The sequence below is a fragment of the Acetobacter pomorum genome (genome assembly GCF_002738225.1).
Lineage (GTDB): Bacteria > Pseudomonadota > Alphaproteobacteria > Acetobacterales > Acetobacteraceae > Acetobacter > Acetobacter pomorum.
Map to the genome: position 1 here is coordinate 1 of NZ_PEBQ01000178.1, position 15,841 is coordinate 15,841.

Sequence of the window (15,841 nt, forward strand, 5' to 3'; positions counted from 1 at the left end):
CAGACATTAATTATGTTGTAGAAAATACTACATATAATAATTTGGTTTCACTTATTTCTAATTATCCAAGAGTCAAGCCAAGGCTTGACTTTGAATTGACTGATGAAGACCAAATTCCTATAGAGTATATACAAAGTTTACTTAGTTTAGACGCTTTAAGACGGTTTTCAGGCTAAAAAATCCCCAAATATACCAAAAAATCAATTTTAACAGGAATCTAACAGGAGACACTTGTGTCAACTCATACGCCTATATCTGGTATAGCTGTATTTCCCATTTTAAAGCCGTTACAGTGATGTCTGTATATACAAGGTAGGGTGGTAGCCAACATATATATGGAGCCGTATATACGGCGATATATGGAGATTTTAAGCCATATTCAATAATAGGACACCATTAACGGCCTGCCCGGCCTATCAATCACTCAAGCCGTTAGGGCTTTCCTCATTGCCGGAAAGGCTAGAGGAGCACAGCTATTGGCCGTTAGCTTTTCGCACTATGTCCCTGCAATGATATTATTGTTTTCTTTGTGATATAATATAAGGGTTTTCAAATGCGAAAACATGAAAAAGGATAAAAAACAATGAGTAAAGATAATGATGAATATACAGACGTTAGCCCCATAAAATTTATTTTCTGGTTGTTCATATTTCCACCGCTTTTTGCAGTTGGTGCAGTTAACACATTAGAGTTTTTAATGAATTTTATGTAAAAACCGTTAAAACCCCAATGCTAGACCCCTTAAAAAAGGGGTCGTCACCGCTGGCCGAATGGTGATAACAGCGGTTTTTTTATGTTTTTGTATATATAAACCACCTGAAAAATGAAATTTTACCACCTGCCTATTGAGGTAACATTTTGTATATACACTTATTTTAAGCCGTTTTCAGCATCCTAAAAGGGGGTGCTGTATATTAGCACATGAGAAAATTTAACCCCTCTGAAATGGCTCCTATGTGCAAGTTACCCGCGCAATTTTGGGGAATTTTGAGCAAAAACCCGCGCAGATGTAACAGACTTGTATAAAAAAAATATCATGCAATGGCGTTGCAGAATTCCAGAAATCAGCAAAGAAGCACCCAAAAAACCGCAGAAAACCGCCATTTTTGAGAGGCTTACGCCTGGTAGGTTTCCCGTTAGTCCTGTTTTGTGTTTGCAATTTCACCCGCGCAATTTTCCATAAAATCGACCAAAAACCCGCGCAATTTCACTATAAAAAATAGTATTATTTTGGGTATCTCTGTATATACATTTTCGATTTTTCAAAATTCCTAATATTCGTATTTTTGGATTATAATAATTGTAGGAATATAAAGGAGTATTTAAAAATGTTTGATTTAATCAATATTGTTGATGAATGTTTTAATGTTTTATGTGATGAAGCAATTAACGGTAATTTTATATCATCTATGGTATGTGCTGATGTCATTTTTTCTATAGTAGATAATAAGACATTACCTTTTAAAGATGAAATTGACACATTACCACCCGCAACCGCAGGAATATGCCGTATTGCAGAGCGTGCAAACCCTCATTTAACGGCGGAAAACCGCCATTTTTTGGATACTAAAATTAGTAATGTCAGGGAATATTTTGCTGGTTGTCTGTCTATCTTTGAGAACAATCAAAGCAAACGAGCAGAAAAATTAGCAGATCAAAAAAGACAATTTAAACCAAAATCATTAGAAATTTAAGGATTAGAAAAATGAATAAAAACAATGAGTTAAAGACACATAGAAGAAGAGGATTAACCTTAATTGAGGCGTTATTTGTCTTAGGCATTATGGCTATATTAATCGGTCTTGTGATGGTTTTATATAGTATGGCTTCTGAAAAACAAAAGACACAACAGCTAATAACGGAAGTTAGCTTATTAATTGATGCCTGTAATTCGCTTACCGCTTCTCAATCATCATATAAAGATTTAGATTCTAAATCTCTTGCACAATCTGGATTAATACCATCTAAATTTATAAAAGATGGTCTGATTGTAACGCCATACGGTGGAAAAATTGAGGTAATACCTTTTAATTATCAGAAGGACAACCAAGGAGATAATATATACCTTGCCTTTAATTTTTTATATCTTCCGCAGTCAGCATGTGAACGCTTAGGGCTTTTGGATTATAAAAATGTTGCTCAAAGTATGACGGTAACGGGTATGCAAGAAGATCATCCTGATGGATTTACACCTATCCAGGTTATAAAAAATTGCGATAATGGCAATAATAATTATGTAAATATCAGGATTCAGCATTAAAAAAAAGCTAGTCAAATGACTAGCCTTTTAACTTTTTAATATCTATATTAGATATATTAAAATTTAGATTATGTTTATTGATAATCTTCTTAATTCTGTAGAATTTACTATATATTTTTTTGTAATCCTCCTTATTATAAGTAGTGTTTTTATAAATACACACTTTTACTTTTATTAAAAACTGTCTTATATCTTGATAAGTATCTATAAACTTATAATCTTTATAAGATGTTAAAATACTCGCAATTTCTGGAGAACTACTTAACACATCAATATTATCTATATTCACACCACCAGATTTTAAAACTGTTGTTTTATCAGATGAATCAATTTTATAATTAACAGTAAAATATTTATTGTCATTGTTATAAATAATATTGCTCAATAATCCAAGACAAACAACATATTGACTTTTTATATAATGTTCGTTTATTGCAAATTCACCAACAAATATTTTTTCTATAATGTGTTTTGAATTCATTCTATTAAAATCTAACGAATCAGTTTTTATAAGACTATATCTATATAAATCGTAATTACTGTTTCTTGTCGTTTTCTGTTGCGATGATAAAATATAATAAAAGTTATCATCTGATTGATATATAATAATTTTTCTCATTGTTCAAATTCCTTATTGTAATAGATTTTTTGGCGGGAAATCTGAAAAACCCGTTATTATTAATGAATTGAGTTAAAAAATTCTTCTGCTCGTTCGGAGTAAAAACGATACTCAGGACTTGAATTTGTTCCCATCCATTTTACCGCTGACGCTTCATATCTTAACTTAATAACATTTTTACCGTTTTTTCTGTAAAAATGAGTATCTGGCTCAATTTCTAAAACGTATATACCGTAACGCCTGCCCCATTTTGGTGAGCCATGTTGCTGACTTTCTGCAATTACTAACTTATTCCCATTTTCTAATATTTTTTCCATTGTTTTTATTCCTTATAAAATCCAGATTTTTTAAGGAAATCTGGGAAAACCTATAATTTTTAGATGTCTGTAAATCTTGAATATGGTTTAATATCATTCTCAGAAATGAAATCCATTAAGTCGTCATAATCATAATCTTCAAAATCGCATTTATCAGAATCAATTACATAAATAGTTGTTTCTGATAATATGTTTTTTGCAAAATTTTCATTAGCCTGATCTTGTGATATTCCTGACTCTATATGAAAATCACTTAATTCGACATCAGTAGAAGCTACTAAATCCTGAAAAACCTTTTTTGATAAACCTTTAACGATAGATTTAAGAGATTTTTCATTAGATTCAATAATTTCAATTCCAGCATTAAAACCTTCTGAATCAAAAACTACTATGTATTTTTTTGTGTTACTCATTGTTTATATTCCTTTTGTATATCCCGTAATTGCGGGATATTTATATAATACCACAAAATATCGCTAACGATAAAAAAAATATAAAAAAATTTTATTATCAATAAATATAAGGAAAAACAGAACCGCCAAAATGATTTTTGGAAAAATATATAAAAAAAATCTCTATACCATTCCTGATATAGAGACATTCAATTTTTAGGAACAAAAAACAAACGAGCAAAACACTCAATTTTTATTATATCATAGAATCAAAAAGCATTTTGGTTTCTTGATAATCTTCCAGGATTTTTTTTACATCTTTCGTTAATTTTGTTTTCTCGATCACTTCAATAACACTTTTAACATTAAAATGTTTGGTTGATGATATACACACAAAATAAGATGTCTTTTTTTCTTGTCTTAAAAATATATCTTCTGCGTAATCTTCTTGCTCTACAAACAGTATATATTCGTTTGAGCCTCTAACTTTACGAGCAATTAAATCGTATTCTTCATATTCATTCATGGTAATAATCTCCTGTTTACTCTCTAATGTGAGAGAGTTCTAAACACATTATAGCGGTTCTTTTTGCAAAAAAGAGACGGTTCCTTTTTCTTCTTATTTTATAGTGCTTTTCGTGATCTAAATATTATGTGTGTTCTTATGTGCTATAATAGAACCATGCCAGTGAACTGACGAAGCCAGCCATGCCAATACGGTGTATTGACGCTGGAAAAATGAGGCTTCCGCTCATTTTTTGGCAGATTTGAGACATTGAATTTTAACACATGGGAGTATTAAAAAATGTCAAATGAAGAACAGAAAAATAACAGTCATCCAGGATTATGGAGACAGTTAAAAATGCGTTTACCTCGTGATTATCATGACGAAGTTAAACAGTATTGTAAGAAAAATAATATTAAGATGTCTCACTTAATGAGAAAATCTTTATATGAAATTATGCATGGTGGAGCTTCTATTGCTACCGAATTATTAGAGATAAAAAGACAGCTATCAGCAATAGGCAATAACTTAAACCAAATTGCAAAACACGCGAATACTACGGGTGAAATTGGAACTTTATCAAACATTGATAGGAACCTTTCAGACATGCGTGAAGAACTCAGAAAAGCATTAAAGAAAGTTTGGAGATAATTAAGGACAATTATAAAATGAGGATTAAAAACGATGAGTATAATTATTAAATCAACACGCATAAAAACGAAATCTGGGCCTACTAATATTAGTAGGCATTTACTGGACAAAATTGAAGACAATGAAGCTATTGAATTAATCAAAGGGAACCGCCAGGACATGGTTGAAGCCTTTGATTCTGCACGTAATAAAGCTGGCAAGCCGTCAAAATATGCGTTGAGACATTGGATTGTTAACAGCACTGAAAAAATGAACGATCAGCAGTTTAACAGGACATTACAGGCATTAGCGGACGAATTTGAATTTAATGTTGATGATGCAGTTGTTGTTCGTCACACAAAAGAAAAGGATACAGATGATAAAGAAGTATCTAACCAGCATTATCATATAACTGTTCCCGAAATTTTGGAGAACGGAAAAGTATTATCTGACAAAAAGAACTATCAAAGACACGAGAAAATAGCGAGAACTTTAGAAAATGAATTTGGATTTACGCATGTAGTAGGAAGACATAACAAAGCCGTTGAAATTGCTACAAAAGACTTAAACCCAGAAGTTTCTGCTGTTGCTGGTAAGCTGGCACAAGAGCCATTACCGAAACAGAAATATACACCAAAGGCATTACAGGAAGCAAAACGTAACGACATTGATATAAAAAAGCTATGCAGAATAGCAAAAAATGAATGTGATGGAATAAAGAATTATCAGGAAATACAAGAGAAATTACAACCGCTAGGAATGCAAATAATAGATGGACAGTATAAAAGAAAGGATGGTAAATTAACACCTGTTATTGCTACCGAAAACGGTAAATTTGTTATTGGTTCTGTTGCGTCAATATTAAAAATGAATGCTAAGGAAATAACAGATATTATTGAGCAAAAAGAAAATAGTGCTATTAATTTACACCTTTCAGACATGCCAGTATCCGAGCCTGTCGATATGCTGGAAGCCCTGAATAATGGGCCTGTTGCTTCTATCTTTAAAAATGATGTGGAAAACGATGTTCAGGATTCCGTAAAGAACCGCATGGACATGCCTGTATCTAAAAAAAGTTTTGAGGATGTCATTAAAGAAGAACAAGAAAAATTATTACAGGTAATAAATGCTCCACATCCTGACCTTGTTGAAGAGTCAAGCATGACTATTAAACAAAGAATTAGGCACGAATTTAAAAACCAATTTGATGATTTAAAAGAAAAAAAGAAAGATGTTATTGAACTTAAAAATAAAATTAAGTATTTAAAAGATAATTCTAGTTTCTTCAACAATAATAAAAAAACAGCTAAGGAATTGGAAGAAAATGAATTAAAAGAAGCTATGGAAAAAGCCTTTTTATTAGCTATGGCACTTGTTAAAAATATTGGTCATTACTTAGGTTTATGCGAAGGCGTTGAAGATATAGACTTATTAACACAGTCAGAAAGAGAGCAGTTACTTATTCAATATCATGAAAGTGAACTTGCTGAAAAAATGCTAAAAAATGAAAAAACACGAGAAGAAGGCATAGATACCATAGCAAACCGCGTAGCCATGGAGAAAACTGCGGAAATTGAGAAATGGCAGAATAGACCAGAAGCCAGAGAGGCCAGACGTATATACAACCGTCTAGGGAATTTACTGGATCAAGATTTAGATGATCTGGATAGCCAGGGCGTCAAAGACTTTATGGAAGCTAAAGAAGAAGCCGACCCATACAAGGCTATGGAAGCTGTCACAGGCTCAAATCAGAGGGAAAAAGAGGAGTATATACAAAATCTTCAAAACGAACCTGACGAGCCAGAAAACGGCTTAAACAAGCATGTCCAGAAGGTTCCAAAAACCCCGACTTTTAGACCTAATTTTGGTTGATTTTTCTACCGCTACTTTCTACAGTTTACTGTAGAAGGAACGGATGAAAAAACTATATAAAACAATAGTTTATAGTATTTTTTAGGTGTTACTGTGGGTTCGAGTCCCGCAGTTCGCACCACTAACCTCTTGAAACTATTGAATAAAGTTCCTGCCTGGCAGGACAAAAGGACCGTGTCCCGTTCACCTTCCCATAATGGGAACCGACATGCTCCGGCTGCTTGGCTCACACTACCACTTCCGCCGCACCATTCCCCACGTCCTTCTCCCCCTGCTGGGCCGCACGGAAATCTCCCTTTCTCTCCAGACCAACAGCAAACGGGTTGCACGCGAACGCGCAGCCGGGCTTTATGCCAGAACCGAAGAGTTCTTCAGTAAAGCCAAAGTCATGTACGAAGATGCCTCACCTGAGGACCTGAGAAAGCTTATTGCTCTCTATCAAGACATCATACGCGATACACATCGTATGATTGCAATTGAGGATGAGAGGGTGAAAGCCGAACGAACCTATGAACAGGCGCACGGTTCTACTTCGACAAGATGCAGAGCCTGAAGCGACTGCAAGACTTTATTAAGATATCCAATGACGGCATAGACAGGCTGATGGCGGACTTCGAGAAGCTACATGCCACTGCCACCAGAGACTATCTGCGCAACGCCACAGAAAAAACCATGCTGCGGGAGCAGATTGCTCAACCTGAGCATCATCGTGGTGGCCATCAAAAATGCAGCGCAGGAGACACAGGCTGCTTTTATGCTTGTGCAGGAGGAGCCTTCGGCCCGCCCTGCTCCCAATAAAGCCACATCCAGCGCTCAGAAAAAGACAGCCCCGACTATCACGGAAATGGCCGACCAGTTCATTTATCGCGATAAAACCAAAAGCCCCGGCATTATTCGCGACACCGGAAAGACCATCGGTCTTTTCGTGGAAGCTTTTGGCGACAAGCTAGTGGAGCAGATTACTGGCGGGATGGCTGGGGAGTTTCGGGACATGCTGTTTGCCCTGCCCTCGACGCACGGCAAGCACAAAAATTCTCTTGGCATTCATGACGCGATTGTGCGAGCCAAAGAGCAAGAGCTGGAAACACTGAGCGGTAAGACGGTCAAAAACCATTTTTCACGCCTCTCGGCCCTCTGGGGCACCTTGTACAGGAGAGATAACATTACCTGTTCCCAGACCTGCCCCCTGCCCGAGGGCGAGGAACGGACTTTGCCCAAACCTTTTCAAAATTCAAAAAACGCCTTGGTCTGCCGGAAAGTGTGACTTTCCACTCTTTCCGGCAGACAGTTTAGACCAAGCTGCGTAACCAAGGTGGCATTGCCATGCAGAACCTGCAGCCGGTGGTAGAATTCTGGACTATCCGACCTTTCATATCCCCCTGCCACCGCCTTGGATATCTTCAACAGGAGCTAAACAGCTTCCTTCAACCATGAATGATAAAAAACCGCTCTATTGGGTGAGCAAACTAAATCGATTTTGTTGAACTCACTATATCCCACCGCTAAGCAGGGGGAAAAGCTGAAGATCGGCTTTTAGATTTAAATAATCACAAAGTGGCTATCTGATTGTTGGAAATTACCTATAGGTCTATTTTTGAGTGCCGTGCTCTTAAAATCATGGACTTCTTCCACTGGATGTTCAATAAGCTTTCCTACCACACACTCCAGTGACAAAGATTGTATTCCTATCAATCGCTTTGTCGCCAGCGTTCGGATGCTCATCATCTCTGTTCAGTGGGAAGAACCACCAACTCTGTTTCCGAACCATCCTCAAATGCACTATTATCCTCACCTTCTTCAGGAACAGTGCCACTATATGCCTCTTTGCCCATAGCCTGCTCAATGAGGTGGAGGAGGCGCTTTTGTCGATCTTCCATGAAGGCTTCAAAAGCATCTGCTCGAAGCAACACGGGATCTATGAGGTGAGTGCGTAGATAATTGTCGAGTTTGTCGGCACTGATCGGTGGAGTTGAATTATTCCCTTTTTCCAATTTGCGCAGATATTCTGACGGAGCCACCCCACCAATGATTCTATTTGTACGATAGGACAAAGGGGTCTTATTAATGATCGAATCAAAAACGGCAGGCTTGATACCGTGTGTCTTGCACCAATCTTTAGGAAAAATATGATGGATATCAACATTCTCCCCAAAGAATACGGTATGGTCAAATTTCTGTCCTGATCGAAAATCCTCAGCACCTTCTTTCATCAGAAGCGCATTGACCCCTTTATATGCAGCAGAAAGCCGCATCCGCATGGTTTTTAGGCGATCGTTACGAAATATGGTTTCGCTAACTGTGGAGGGTTCTGGTCCGCCCATAAGCCAAGATGGTACCTCTAGAAAATCACGAGCAATGCGACTTTCTACGGCAGAACCGTAAAGTTCACCAAACACACCGTTCCAATACCATTGGACAAGCTTGGCACGATTTGCTTCATGCTCCCAGGCATCGCCGATATCAGCCAGGATCGCTGCAAGCGGAATGATCTGTGACTGATATGGAAGGTCGAAAATTCGGTAAATATGAAGCATATGCAGAAATTTTGCTGCTTGCATAAAGCCATGTTCTACTTGAGCTTCATAACGTTTGTAAGCGGAAAGCGGGAGATTAAGCAGCGCCTGACGGTTTCCCGAAACTGCCGGAAGTTCCTTGCCTTTCTTACCGTTTTGTTCTGCTATCTGGCGTAGTCCCCGAGTATAAAATAACGAAACAGCCTGGAGAAAATCGGTATTGCTTACGCCAGCAAGAATGCCGGTATCAGAAGAAGCGGAACGACAGGCATCTGCTAGGCGTTGATGTCGGCCTTTTATATGCTTGTCGCCATACCAATCTTTGCGTAGTTCATGCCCTTCAGCGGCATACATCGCCGTTACCAGTTCGAAAGCATCCAAGGGTTTTCCACCCGTATTCACCTTTTCGAACACAACGCATACAGCTTCTTTTGATGTACTGCGATCGAGCGCGATGACTGGAACACGATACATCTTGAAATTTTCGAGAACTTCACGTTTGAAGGTACGGAATTTTTCTCGCATTTCCTTATGAAGTTCACCAGACCAGTAGTCGGTGAAGCCATCTTGCCACATATCCCAATCGAAAACCTGGCTAACTGGGTACATAAGTTCCGCGTATTCCTTTTCAGGGGTCGATAGATCGCGTGTAACCGCTCGACCAAAATCCGCTCGTTCAATACGATCTTCTGGCACGCCGACTATGGCTTCCTCGCGATCAACACTGGGATCAATCGCTTTAGCAATATCGATATAAAACCATCGTTTGACACGCTTGTTTTTAGGCGTGACTGTTTCGACAACCTTCCCCCGCAACGTGACCTGATAAAGGGATGTCATACGTTGCTGACCATCAAGAAGCAGGGATTGGGGTGATGTGGTGCAGGCTTCTGCCGGGGCGCCTTCTACAGGCCGCGGCTTGAAATTCACGGGACCACCCGTATCCAATGACATAAGAGCACCAACAGGGAAGGCACGGGAAACGGACGCAATCAAGCTTTTAATGCGATCTTCATCCCATACCGAACTTCGTTGAAAATCAGGCAATTATATAATACCACGATCACATTCGTCGAGCAGTCGGTAAAGGTCAATCGGGTTAGTCTGAAAGCTTGCTTGTACCACGCCTCTTTAACTCCTTTACTTCGTTCATTTTCTATGAGGTGTTCATTACTTAAAATTTACCATAACGTAAGCAAAGCGAGATTACCCGTAGACTCATAACATAACGGGCATACAAGATCGCAGTATGCGCCGCGGGATCTTAGATCGTCTGCTGTGCGAAAACAGAAAGTCGGCAAGCAGCTATGTGGGGGTGAGCAGAGCGTCCACTATCTGCGCTCGAACCTAAAATAGCAGACATTTTTATTTATCTAAATTGTATGTCGAGCGATGTTAAAACCTTCATTTGGCATGAGCAGCATAAAATCTTGAGTATATAACTTGATCGATTATAATCTCACTGCACGATCCAGAGCGCTCAACTTTATGAAAGCCATTGAATGTTTACTTCAGGGAAGTTTGTATCAGTTGGCGATACAAGTTTGTTCGTCTCTGAAGACGGGAACCCGACAGGGAGAGTTATTGTACTGCTTCATGGCGGTTTGCAGAGCCGGCTCAATTTCATTCCACTCGCAAAGTATCTAGCAGAAGATTACAGGCTGATTGCCATTGATACGCGCGGGCATGGTCGCTCTGGTATCGGAACGGCTCCCCTGACGTATCGACAACTTCAGAATGATTTTACCGTGGCCCTCACCACACTGGGGCTGCAAAAATCCGGTATCATCGGACATAGTGATGGCGGCATTGTCGCCCTGCGTCTGGCTGCATCGCGTGCCATACAACCCGAATTCGTCATAGCGGTCGGCGCGCATTGGGTATTGCCGGAAAATGATCCGGCCCGACGGATTTATCAGACGATCACTCTTGAAAAATGGCATGAGATGTTTGGGGATCAAATATCGGTCTATAATGCAGAAAATCCCCAACCAGATTTCGGAAAGTTATTTACGGCCGCAACGCATATGTGGCTCGGTTGCGATGAAAACGCCTATCCCGGCGCATCTGTAAAAAACATCCAGTGCCCTCTGCTCGTCGTGCATGGTGACGACGATATGCTGGTATCGCGGCAACAGGCGTTTGAACTTACTGAGCAGGTCAAAGGTGCCAGGTTGCTGAACCTGCCCTTCGCCAAACACACGTTACTTGAAGACATCCCTGAACGTGTTTTTCCCTTTTTACAGGATTTCATGAATCGCGTCATAGCCTAAAGGCTATGCGGTTGCACGGCCCGTTAGAGAAACCCCTTTCTGATTTCCAGATATCTGGCATGAAGACGGTATCCGTCCCTCTATTCCTTCTGGATCAGTTCCAGACCCTCCTCATATGTCGTCACGGGAAACTCGGGGAAATGACGTTTGAATTTGCCTGAGTCAAAAAGATTGTCCTGTTCATAACGAGGCAGCAATTCCCTGATCTCCCGCACCTTTTTTGAAAAAATGCCTGCAATGATCAGTGGCCATTTTCCAATAACCGAATAGGAAGGGGGACGTCCGAAAATCCTGCTCGTCATGGTGACAAATGTCTTGTAAGTCGGCCGATCGTCACAGCACGGCAGATGCCAGGTCTGTCCGAAAGCACCCGGTGTATTGCCTAGCATTGCCAGCGCACGGCTCGCATCCGGCGTCCAGATGAGGGTCCGGCGGGTGTCGTCACGGACAGGCACTAGGGGCCTTTTACCTGCTTTCAGCCTGTCAATGATCAGGGCGTTGGTGAAGCTTTGGGTTTTTCCTGGACCATAGAATTCCGGTGCGCGGGCGATAAGCACGGGAATGTCTCCGCGTGCCATTTCCTGCAGCACCATGGTGGCCATTGCGGCGCGCACCCGTCCTTTCCGGCCAACCGGCGCAAAGCGCGTTTCCTCCGTCTGGATCTGGCTGTTCTGCGGATACATGTAGGTATTGTCGAAATAGGCAAAACTGGCGCCCGCCAACCGGCACGCCTGCAAGACATTCCTCAGCATGACGGGAAACTGTTCTTCCCAGAGTTTGCTGTCAGGGGGCAGGCCGGCCGTAAAGTAGACGATCCGGCTTCCTTTCACTGCCTGTGTCGTCTGCCCTGCATCCAGCAGGTTTGCCGCCATAAGCATGTCGTCTTCGTTGACCTTACGAGGATTGCGGCTCACAAGCCGCAACGCCCCCGTATGATGCTGATGCAATGTCCGCGCCAGTTCCGTGGCGATCTGACCATTTGCGCCCAGTATTGTCTGCATGTGAGGCTGCCTCCATGATGTCAGGTGGTTTGCCCTTACACCGTTAACCTTGAAGTCAGATTTAATGTCAAACCACAGATTGACCTTTAACCGGGCTTGAACGTTACAGGACGGTGGTCAGAAAAGCTGCCGCATGGGAGGGGCCAGCCATGAACCGTCATATCCTTCACGTTGTCACCAACACCGCTCATTTCGGCAATTCCGCGCATCCGACTGGATTATGGCTGTCGGAACTGACGCATGCGTGGGACATATTTGCCGCCAGCGGTTATGAACAACGCATTGTCAGCCCAAAAGGTGGCAGGGTTCCGCTTGATCCGCGCGCATTAAAATGGCCAATGCGCGATGCCTCCGCCAAGGCTTGGCTGACCGATCCGACAAAAATGACCCTGCTGTCTTCAACAGATTGCCCCGCAGACATCAATCCGGGCGATTACGATGCGATCTACTTCACCGGCGGTCATGGCGTGATGTGGGATTTTCCCGACAATGAGGGCCTTCAGACCATCACCCGCGCACTATGGGAAAAGGGCGGCGTGGTGTCCGCTGTCTGTCATGGATATTGCGGGCTGCTGAACACCCGGCTTGCCGATGGCTCATTTCTGGTCCGCGGTCGGAAAATCACCGGGTTTTCGTGGACCGAGGAGAAGTTGGCAGGTGTCGCGCGCAAAATTCCCTACAATGCGGAGGCACAGATGAAGGCACGAGGCGCGATCTATGAAAAGGCGCTACTTCCGTTCATGTCTCATGTCGTGACGGATGGACAACTGGTGACAGGACAGAACCCCTTTTCCGCCAGAGCAACGGCAAGAAAAGTGGTGGCGCTTCTGGATAGGTCTTAACGGGATGCCGTCTTTTTACGGCGACCAGGGCTTACTGACTGACGGCGGTCCGTCATATCCAAAAGGCGGATATCGTCCGACGTGACGTCGAAGGCTTTGGGGTGTTCCGCTAGCATATTCGTCAGGACACGATGCGCATTGGCCGCACAGTCCATGTCGTTGGGGCGCACCTGAATATCCTCGATCAGACGGAGCAGATGCGTTCTGCTCTGGGCCAAGCGTACCTGCAGCGCTTCGATATCCGCAATCTTGCGTGTCAGGGCAGCATGGTCCCAGTGTTTCAGATCAGGGGGCAGCAGGGTGCGGATTTCATCCAGTGTAAACCCAGCCCGTTGCGCCGTTGTAATAAGACCCAGGATCATCACGGCCTGCTGCGGATAGGTTCGGTATCCGTTGGGACAACGGTCAACCGTTTTCAGCAGTCCGATGCGCTCATAGAACCGGATTCTTGATGGCGTAAGGCCACTTAGCCGTGCCAGTTCTCCAATCTTCATATCCGGTTTCCCATTCCAGATTCATCTTGACGTTGAACTTATGTTCAACGTTAGCGTCTGGGCAATATCAAGCTCTGAATTGTTCAGGAGACGTATCATGTCATTCGTAACGACGTCCGACAGCACGAAAATTTTCTACAAGGACTGGGGGCCGAAGAATGCCCAGCCAATCGTCTTCCATCATGGATGGCCGCTTAGCGCCGATGACTGGGACACGCAGATGCTGTTTTTCCTGAGCAAGGGATTTCGCGTGATCGCGCATGATCGTCGCGGTCATGGTCGCTCGGCACAAGTGAGCGATGGGCACGACATGGATCATTACGCGGCTGACGCATCGGCCGTTGTGGAATACCTCGATCTGAAAAACGCCATCCATGTCGGGCATTCGACCGGCGGGGGCCAGGTTGCCCGCTATGTCGCGAAATATGGTCAACCTCAGGGACGTGTTGCCAAGGCCGTTCTCATCAGCTCCGTGCCGCCCCTGATGGTTCAGACGGACCGCAGCCCTGATGGCGCACCGATCTCAGTCCTGAACGGACTACGTGCAGGGCTTGCGGCCAATCGCGCGCAGTTCTTCCTGGATGTAGCGAGCGGACCGTTCTACGGCTTCAACCGCCCGGGAGCAGACGTTTCGGAAGGCACAATCCGCAACTGGTGGCGTCAGGGCATGATGGGCAGCGCCAAGGCTCACTATGAAGGCATCAAAGCATTCTCCGAAACGGATCAGACGGAGGATTTGAAGGCTATCACAGTGCCGGTGCTTGTGCTGCAGGGCGATGACGATCAGGTCGTGCCTTACAAAAATGCGGCAATTCTTCAGGACAAACTGCTTCAGAACAGCACGCTGAAAATCTATCCCGGTTATCCGCATGGTATGCACACAACACATGCAGACGTCATCAATGCAGATATCCTGGCGTTCATTACCGGATGATGATCGCATCATAACGATGTGACGTTTAACGACTGTTGGTTGATGTGCTCAGTATGCGCAACATGGTTGAACTATCTAACAACACCAGAAACGCAGAAAGCTATTAAACCATCAGCGAATGAGTCATCAACAGGTCTTTATCAAAATGAAACAGCTTTTCTGATACCCTGTATTTTATGATATGTATGACCCGATAAATATGGGCACAATCATGAGCCAGATCAGAACATTTCCAGAATTATTACCCGACTTTCAATGGCGGGATATTGAAGTAGAAGGCGTGCGGATCCGCACAGCCATCGGTGGAAGTGGACCACCGTTGCTTCTGCTACATGGCCACCCACAAATGCACCTGACATGGCACAAGGTTGCGCCCACACTGGCAGAATATTTTACCGTTGTGGCACCTGATCTGCGCGGTTATGGCGATAGTGAAAAGCTAAAAGGCGGCGTCAATCACGTTAATTATTCCAAACGTGCAATGGCCGCTGATCAGGTTGGTGTCATGAAAGCACTCGGGTTTGAACGGTTCAGGGTTGTGGGGCATGATCGGGGCGGACGAGTGGCGCATCGCATGGCGCTGGATACACCACAGGCCGTAGAAAAATTAGTGCTGATTGATATTGCACCAACAGCAACAATGTATGCCAGAACCAATATGGAGTTTGCCCGGCGTTATTTCTGGTGGTTTTTTCTAATTCAACCTTATCCACTCCCAGAAAAGTTGATTGATGGGAATCCCAATTTCTTTCTAGAAAACCACATAGCAGGGCAGATCAAAATACCGGGATCAGTCGACCCTCGCGTCATGGCTGAATACCGCCGCTGCTATGCTGACCCGGCAATGCGGCATGCTACGTGTGAAGACTATCGAGCCGCAGCCAGTATAGACCTGGTTCATGATGCAGCCGATGCCAACAAACGGATTGAAGCGCCATTACTAGCACTTTGGGGCGCACGCGGCACCGTAGGAGCGCTATATGACGTTGTGGAAACATGGCGCGAAAAAGCGACTGACGTGCGTGGGCACGCAATTGACTGCGGCCATAGCCCACAGGAAGAAGCTCCTGATGTATTACTGCGACGGCTTAATGAGTTTTTATGAAACTCGCAGAAAATATAACATCAGAAACGCTAGCATTATCTGTATATGTGTCAGAATCGTTCAACAATCATTCTTCCCCCCTGC

Annotated in this window: 18 protein-coding genes; 11 read left to right on the forward strand and 7 right to left on the reverse strand. The window is 42.9% G+C overall.

Annotated elements, in window-relative coordinates:
- The first annotated feature begins 583 nt into the window (after positions 1 to 583).
- From CSR02_RS17185 to CSR02_RS14105, 3 genes are all read left to right on the forward strand, one after another.
- Positions 584 to 712 carry a hypothetical protein gene (locus CSR02_RS17185; protein WP_264820768.1) on the forward strand — a complete coding sequence of 43 codons (129 nt, stop codon included), beginning with the start codon at positions 584 to 586 and terminating at the stop codon, positions 710 to 712.
- Positions 713 to 1,328: 616 nt separating this feature from the next.
- Positions 1,329 to 1,694 carry a hypothetical protein gene (locus CSR02_RS14100; protein ID WP_099542075.1) on the forward strand — a complete coding sequence of 122 codons (366 nt, stop codon included), beginning with the start codon at positions 1,329 to 1,331 and terminating at the stop codon, positions 1,692 to 1,694.
- Between the two features lie 11 nt (positions 1,695 to 1,705).
- Positions 1,706 to 2,260 carry a type 4 pilus major pilin gene (locus tag CSR02_RS14105; protein ID WP_099542107.1) on the forward strand — a complete coding sequence of 185 codons (555 nt, stop codon included), beginning with the start codon at positions 1,706 to 1,708 and terminating at the stop codon, positions 2,258 to 2,260.
- A gap of 19 nt (positions 2,261 to 2,279) precedes the next feature.
- Here CSR02_RS14105 and CSR02_RS14110 read toward each other — a convergent pair whose 3' ends face one another.
- From CSR02_RS14110 to CSR02_RS14120, 4 genes are all read right to left on the reverse strand, one after another.
- Complete coding sequence (locus CSR02_RS14110; protein WP_099542076.1) at positions 2,280 to 2,879, reverse strand: hypothetical protein; 600 nt, start codon at positions 2,877 to 2,879, stop codon at positions 2,280 to 2,282.
- Between the two features lie 59 nt (positions 2,880 to 2,938).
- Positions 2,939 to 3,196, reverse strand: a complete 258-nt coding sequence (locus tag CSR02_RS16385) for a hypothetical protein (RefSeq protein WP_143225607.1) — start codon at positions 3,194 to 3,196, stop codon at positions 2,939 to 2,941.
- 59 nt (positions 3,197 to 3,255) lie between these two features.
- Positions 3,256 to 3,609 carry a hypothetical protein gene (locus CSR02_RS14115; protein ID WP_099542077.1) on the reverse strand — a complete coding sequence of 118 codons (354 nt, stop codon included), beginning with the start codon at positions 3,607 to 3,609 and terminating at the stop codon, positions 3,256 to 3,258.
- A 235-nt stretch (positions 3,610 to 3,844) separates the two neighbouring features.
- Positions 3,845 to 4,114, reverse strand: coding sequence for a hypothetical protein (locus CSR02_RS14120; RefSeq protein ID WP_099542078.1), 270 nt, complete (start codon positions 4,112 to 4,114; stop codon positions 3,845 to 3,847).
- A 279-nt stretch (positions 4,115 to 4,393) separates the two neighbouring features.
- On the opposite strand from CSR02_RS14120, the gene mobC reads away from it, so the two are divergent.
- The 4 genes from mobC (at position 4,394) to CSR02_RS14140 (ending at position 7,859) form a co-directional block, all read left to right on the forward strand.
- Positions 4,394 to 4,744, forward strand: coding sequence for a plasmid mobilization relaxosome protein MobC (gene mobC, locus CSR02_RS14125; RefSeq protein WP_099542079.1), 351 nt, complete (start codon positions 4,394 to 4,396; stop codon positions 4,742 to 4,744).
- A gap of 33 nt (positions 4,745 to 4,777) precedes the next feature.
- Positions 4,778 to 6,595 carry a relaxase/mobilization nuclease domain-containing protein gene (locus CSR02_RS14130; RefSeq protein WP_099542080.1) on the forward strand — a complete coding sequence of 606 codons (1,818 nt, stop codon included), beginning with the start codon at positions 4,778 to 4,780 and terminating at the stop codon, positions 6,593 to 6,595.
- 208 nt (positions 6,596 to 6,803) lie between these two features.
- Positions 6,804 to 7,148, forward strand: coding sequence for a DUF6538 domain-containing protein (locus CSR02_RS14135; protein ID WP_143225608.1), 345 nt, complete (start codon positions 6,804 to 6,806; stop codon positions 7,146 to 7,148).
- 135 nt (positions 7,149 to 7,283) lie between these two features.
- A complete protein-coding gene (locus CSR02_RS14140; protein ID WP_099542082.1) occupies positions 7,284 to 7,859 on the forward strand; it encodes a hypothetical protein in 576 nt (191 codons plus the stop codon).
- A 457-nt stretch (positions 7,860 to 8,316) separates the two neighbouring features.
- Here CSR02_RS14140 and CSR02_RS14145 read toward each other — a convergent pair whose 3' ends face one another.
- On the reverse strand, positions 8,317 to 10,155 hold the full coding sequence (locus CSR02_RS14145; protein ID WP_208616838.1) for a GmrSD restriction endonuclease domain-containing protein: 1,839 nt from the start codon (positions 10,153 to 10,155) through the stop codon (positions 8,317 to 8,319).
- 455 nt (positions 10,156 to 10,610) lie between these two features.
- Between CSR02_RS14145 and CSR02_RS14150 the strand changes: the two genes are divergently transcribed.
- Positions 10,611 to 11,381, forward strand: a complete 771-nt coding sequence (locus tag CSR02_RS14150; protein WP_099542083.1) for an alpha/beta fold hydrolase — start codon at positions 10,611 to 10,613, stop codon at positions 11,379 to 11,381.
- A gap of 80 nt (positions 11,382 to 11,461) precedes the next feature.
- Here the strand turns inward: CSR02_RS14150 and CSR02_RS14155 are convergent, their stop codons facing one another.
- Complete coding sequence (locus CSR02_RS14155; RefSeq protein ID WP_099542084.1) at positions 11,462 to 12,382, reverse strand: SDR family oxidoreductase; 921 nt, start codon at positions 12,380 to 12,382, stop codon at positions 11,462 to 11,464.
- A gap of 149 nt (positions 12,383 to 12,531) precedes the next feature.
- Between CSR02_RS14155 and CSR02_RS14160 the strand changes: the two genes are divergently transcribed.
- Positions 12,532 to 13,224, forward strand: a complete 693-nt coding sequence (locus tag CSR02_RS14160) for a type 1 glutamine amidotransferase domain-containing protein (protein ID WP_099542108.1) — start codon at positions 12,532 to 12,534, stop codon at positions 13,222 to 13,224.
- Here CSR02_RS14160 and CSR02_RS14165 read toward each other — a convergent pair.
- Positions 13,221 to 13,718 (reverse strand): MerR family transcriptional regulator, encoded by a 498-nt coding sequence (locus CSR02_RS14165; RefSeq protein ID WP_099542085.1) that lies wholly within the window; start codon positions 13,716 to 13,718, stop codon positions 13,221 to 13,223. The genes CSR02_RS14160 and CSR02_RS14165 overlap by 4 nt on opposite strands.
- A gap of 97 nt (positions 13,719 to 13,815) precedes the next feature.
- Between CSR02_RS14165 and CSR02_RS14170 the strand changes: the two genes are divergently transcribed.
- Positions 13,816 to 14,652 (forward strand): alpha/beta fold hydrolase, encoded by an 837-nt coding sequence (locus tag CSR02_RS14170; RefSeq protein ID WP_099542086.1) that lies wholly within the window; start codon positions 13,816 to 13,818, stop codon positions 14,650 to 14,652.
- A gap of 211 nt (positions 14,653 to 14,863) precedes the next feature.
- Complete coding sequence (locus tag CSR02_RS14175) at positions 14,864 to 15,757, forward strand: alpha/beta fold hydrolase (protein WP_099542109.1); 894 nt, start codon at positions 14,864 to 14,866, stop codon at positions 15,755 to 15,757.
- Positions 15,758 to 15,841: the final 84 nt, after the last annotated feature.

Bases quoted from the DNA above. Each gene is read 5' to 3' on its own strand.
- CSR02_RS17185 (WP_264820768.1), top strand. From the start codon at position 584: ATGAGTAAAGATAATGATGAATATACAGACGTTAGCCCCATAAAATTT.
- CSR02_RS14100 (WP_099542075.1), top strand. From the start codon at position 1,329: ATGTTTGATTTAATCAATATTGTTGATGAATGTTTTAATGTTTTATGT.
- CSR02_RS14105 (WP_099542107.1), top strand. From the start codon at position 1,706: ATGAATAAAAACAATGAGTTAAAGACACATAGAAGAAGAGGATTAACC.
- CSR02_RS14110 (WP_099542076.1), bottom strand. From the start codon at position 2,879: ATGAGAAAAATTATTATATATCAATCAGATGATAACTTTTATTATATT.
- CSR02_RS16385 (WP_143225607.1), bottom strand. From the start codon at position 3,196: ATGGAAAAAATATTAGAAAATGGGAATAAGTTAGTAATTGCAGAAAGT.
- CSR02_RS14115 (WP_099542077.1), bottom strand. From the start codon at position 3,609: ATGAGTAACACAAAAAAATACATAGTAGTTTTTGATTCAGAAGGTTTT.
- CSR02_RS14120 (WP_099542078.1), bottom strand. From the start codon at position 4,114: ATGAATGAATATGAAGAATACGATTTAATTGCTCGTAAAGTTAGAGGC.
- mobC (WP_099542079.1), top strand. From the start codon at position 4,394: ATGTCAAATGAAGAACAGAAAAATAACAGTCATCCAGGATTATGGAGA.
- CSR02_RS14130 (WP_099542080.1), top strand. From the start codon at position 4,778: ATGAGTATAATTATTAAATCAACACGCATAAAAACGAAATCTGGGCCT.
- CSR02_RS14135 (WP_143225608.1), top strand. From the start codon at position 6,804: ATGCTCCGGCTGCTTGGCTCACACTACCACTTCCGCCGCACCATTCCC.
- CSR02_RS14150 (WP_099542083.1), top strand. From the start codon at position 10,611: ATGTTTACTTCAGGGAAGTTTGTATCAGTTGGCGATACAAGTTTGTTC.
- CSR02_RS14155 (WP_099542084.1), bottom strand. From the start codon at position 12,382: ATGCAGACAATACTGGGCGCAAATGGTCAGATCGCCACGGAACTGGCG.
- CSR02_RS14160 (WP_099542108.1), top strand. From the start codon at position 12,532: ATGAACCGTCATATCCTTCACGTTGTCACCAACACCGCTCATTTCGGC.
- CSR02_RS14165 (WP_099542085.1), bottom strand. From the start codon at position 13,718: ATGAAGATTGGAGAACTGGCACGGCTAAGTGGCCTTACGCCATCAAGA.
- CSR02_RS14170 (WP_099542086.1), top strand. From the start codon at position 13,816: ATGTCATTCGTAACGACGTCCGACAGCACGAAAATTTTCTACAAGGAC.
- CSR02_RS14175 (WP_099542109.1), top strand. From the start codon at position 14,864: ATGAGCCAGATCAGAACATTTCCAGAATTATTACCCGACTTTCAATGG.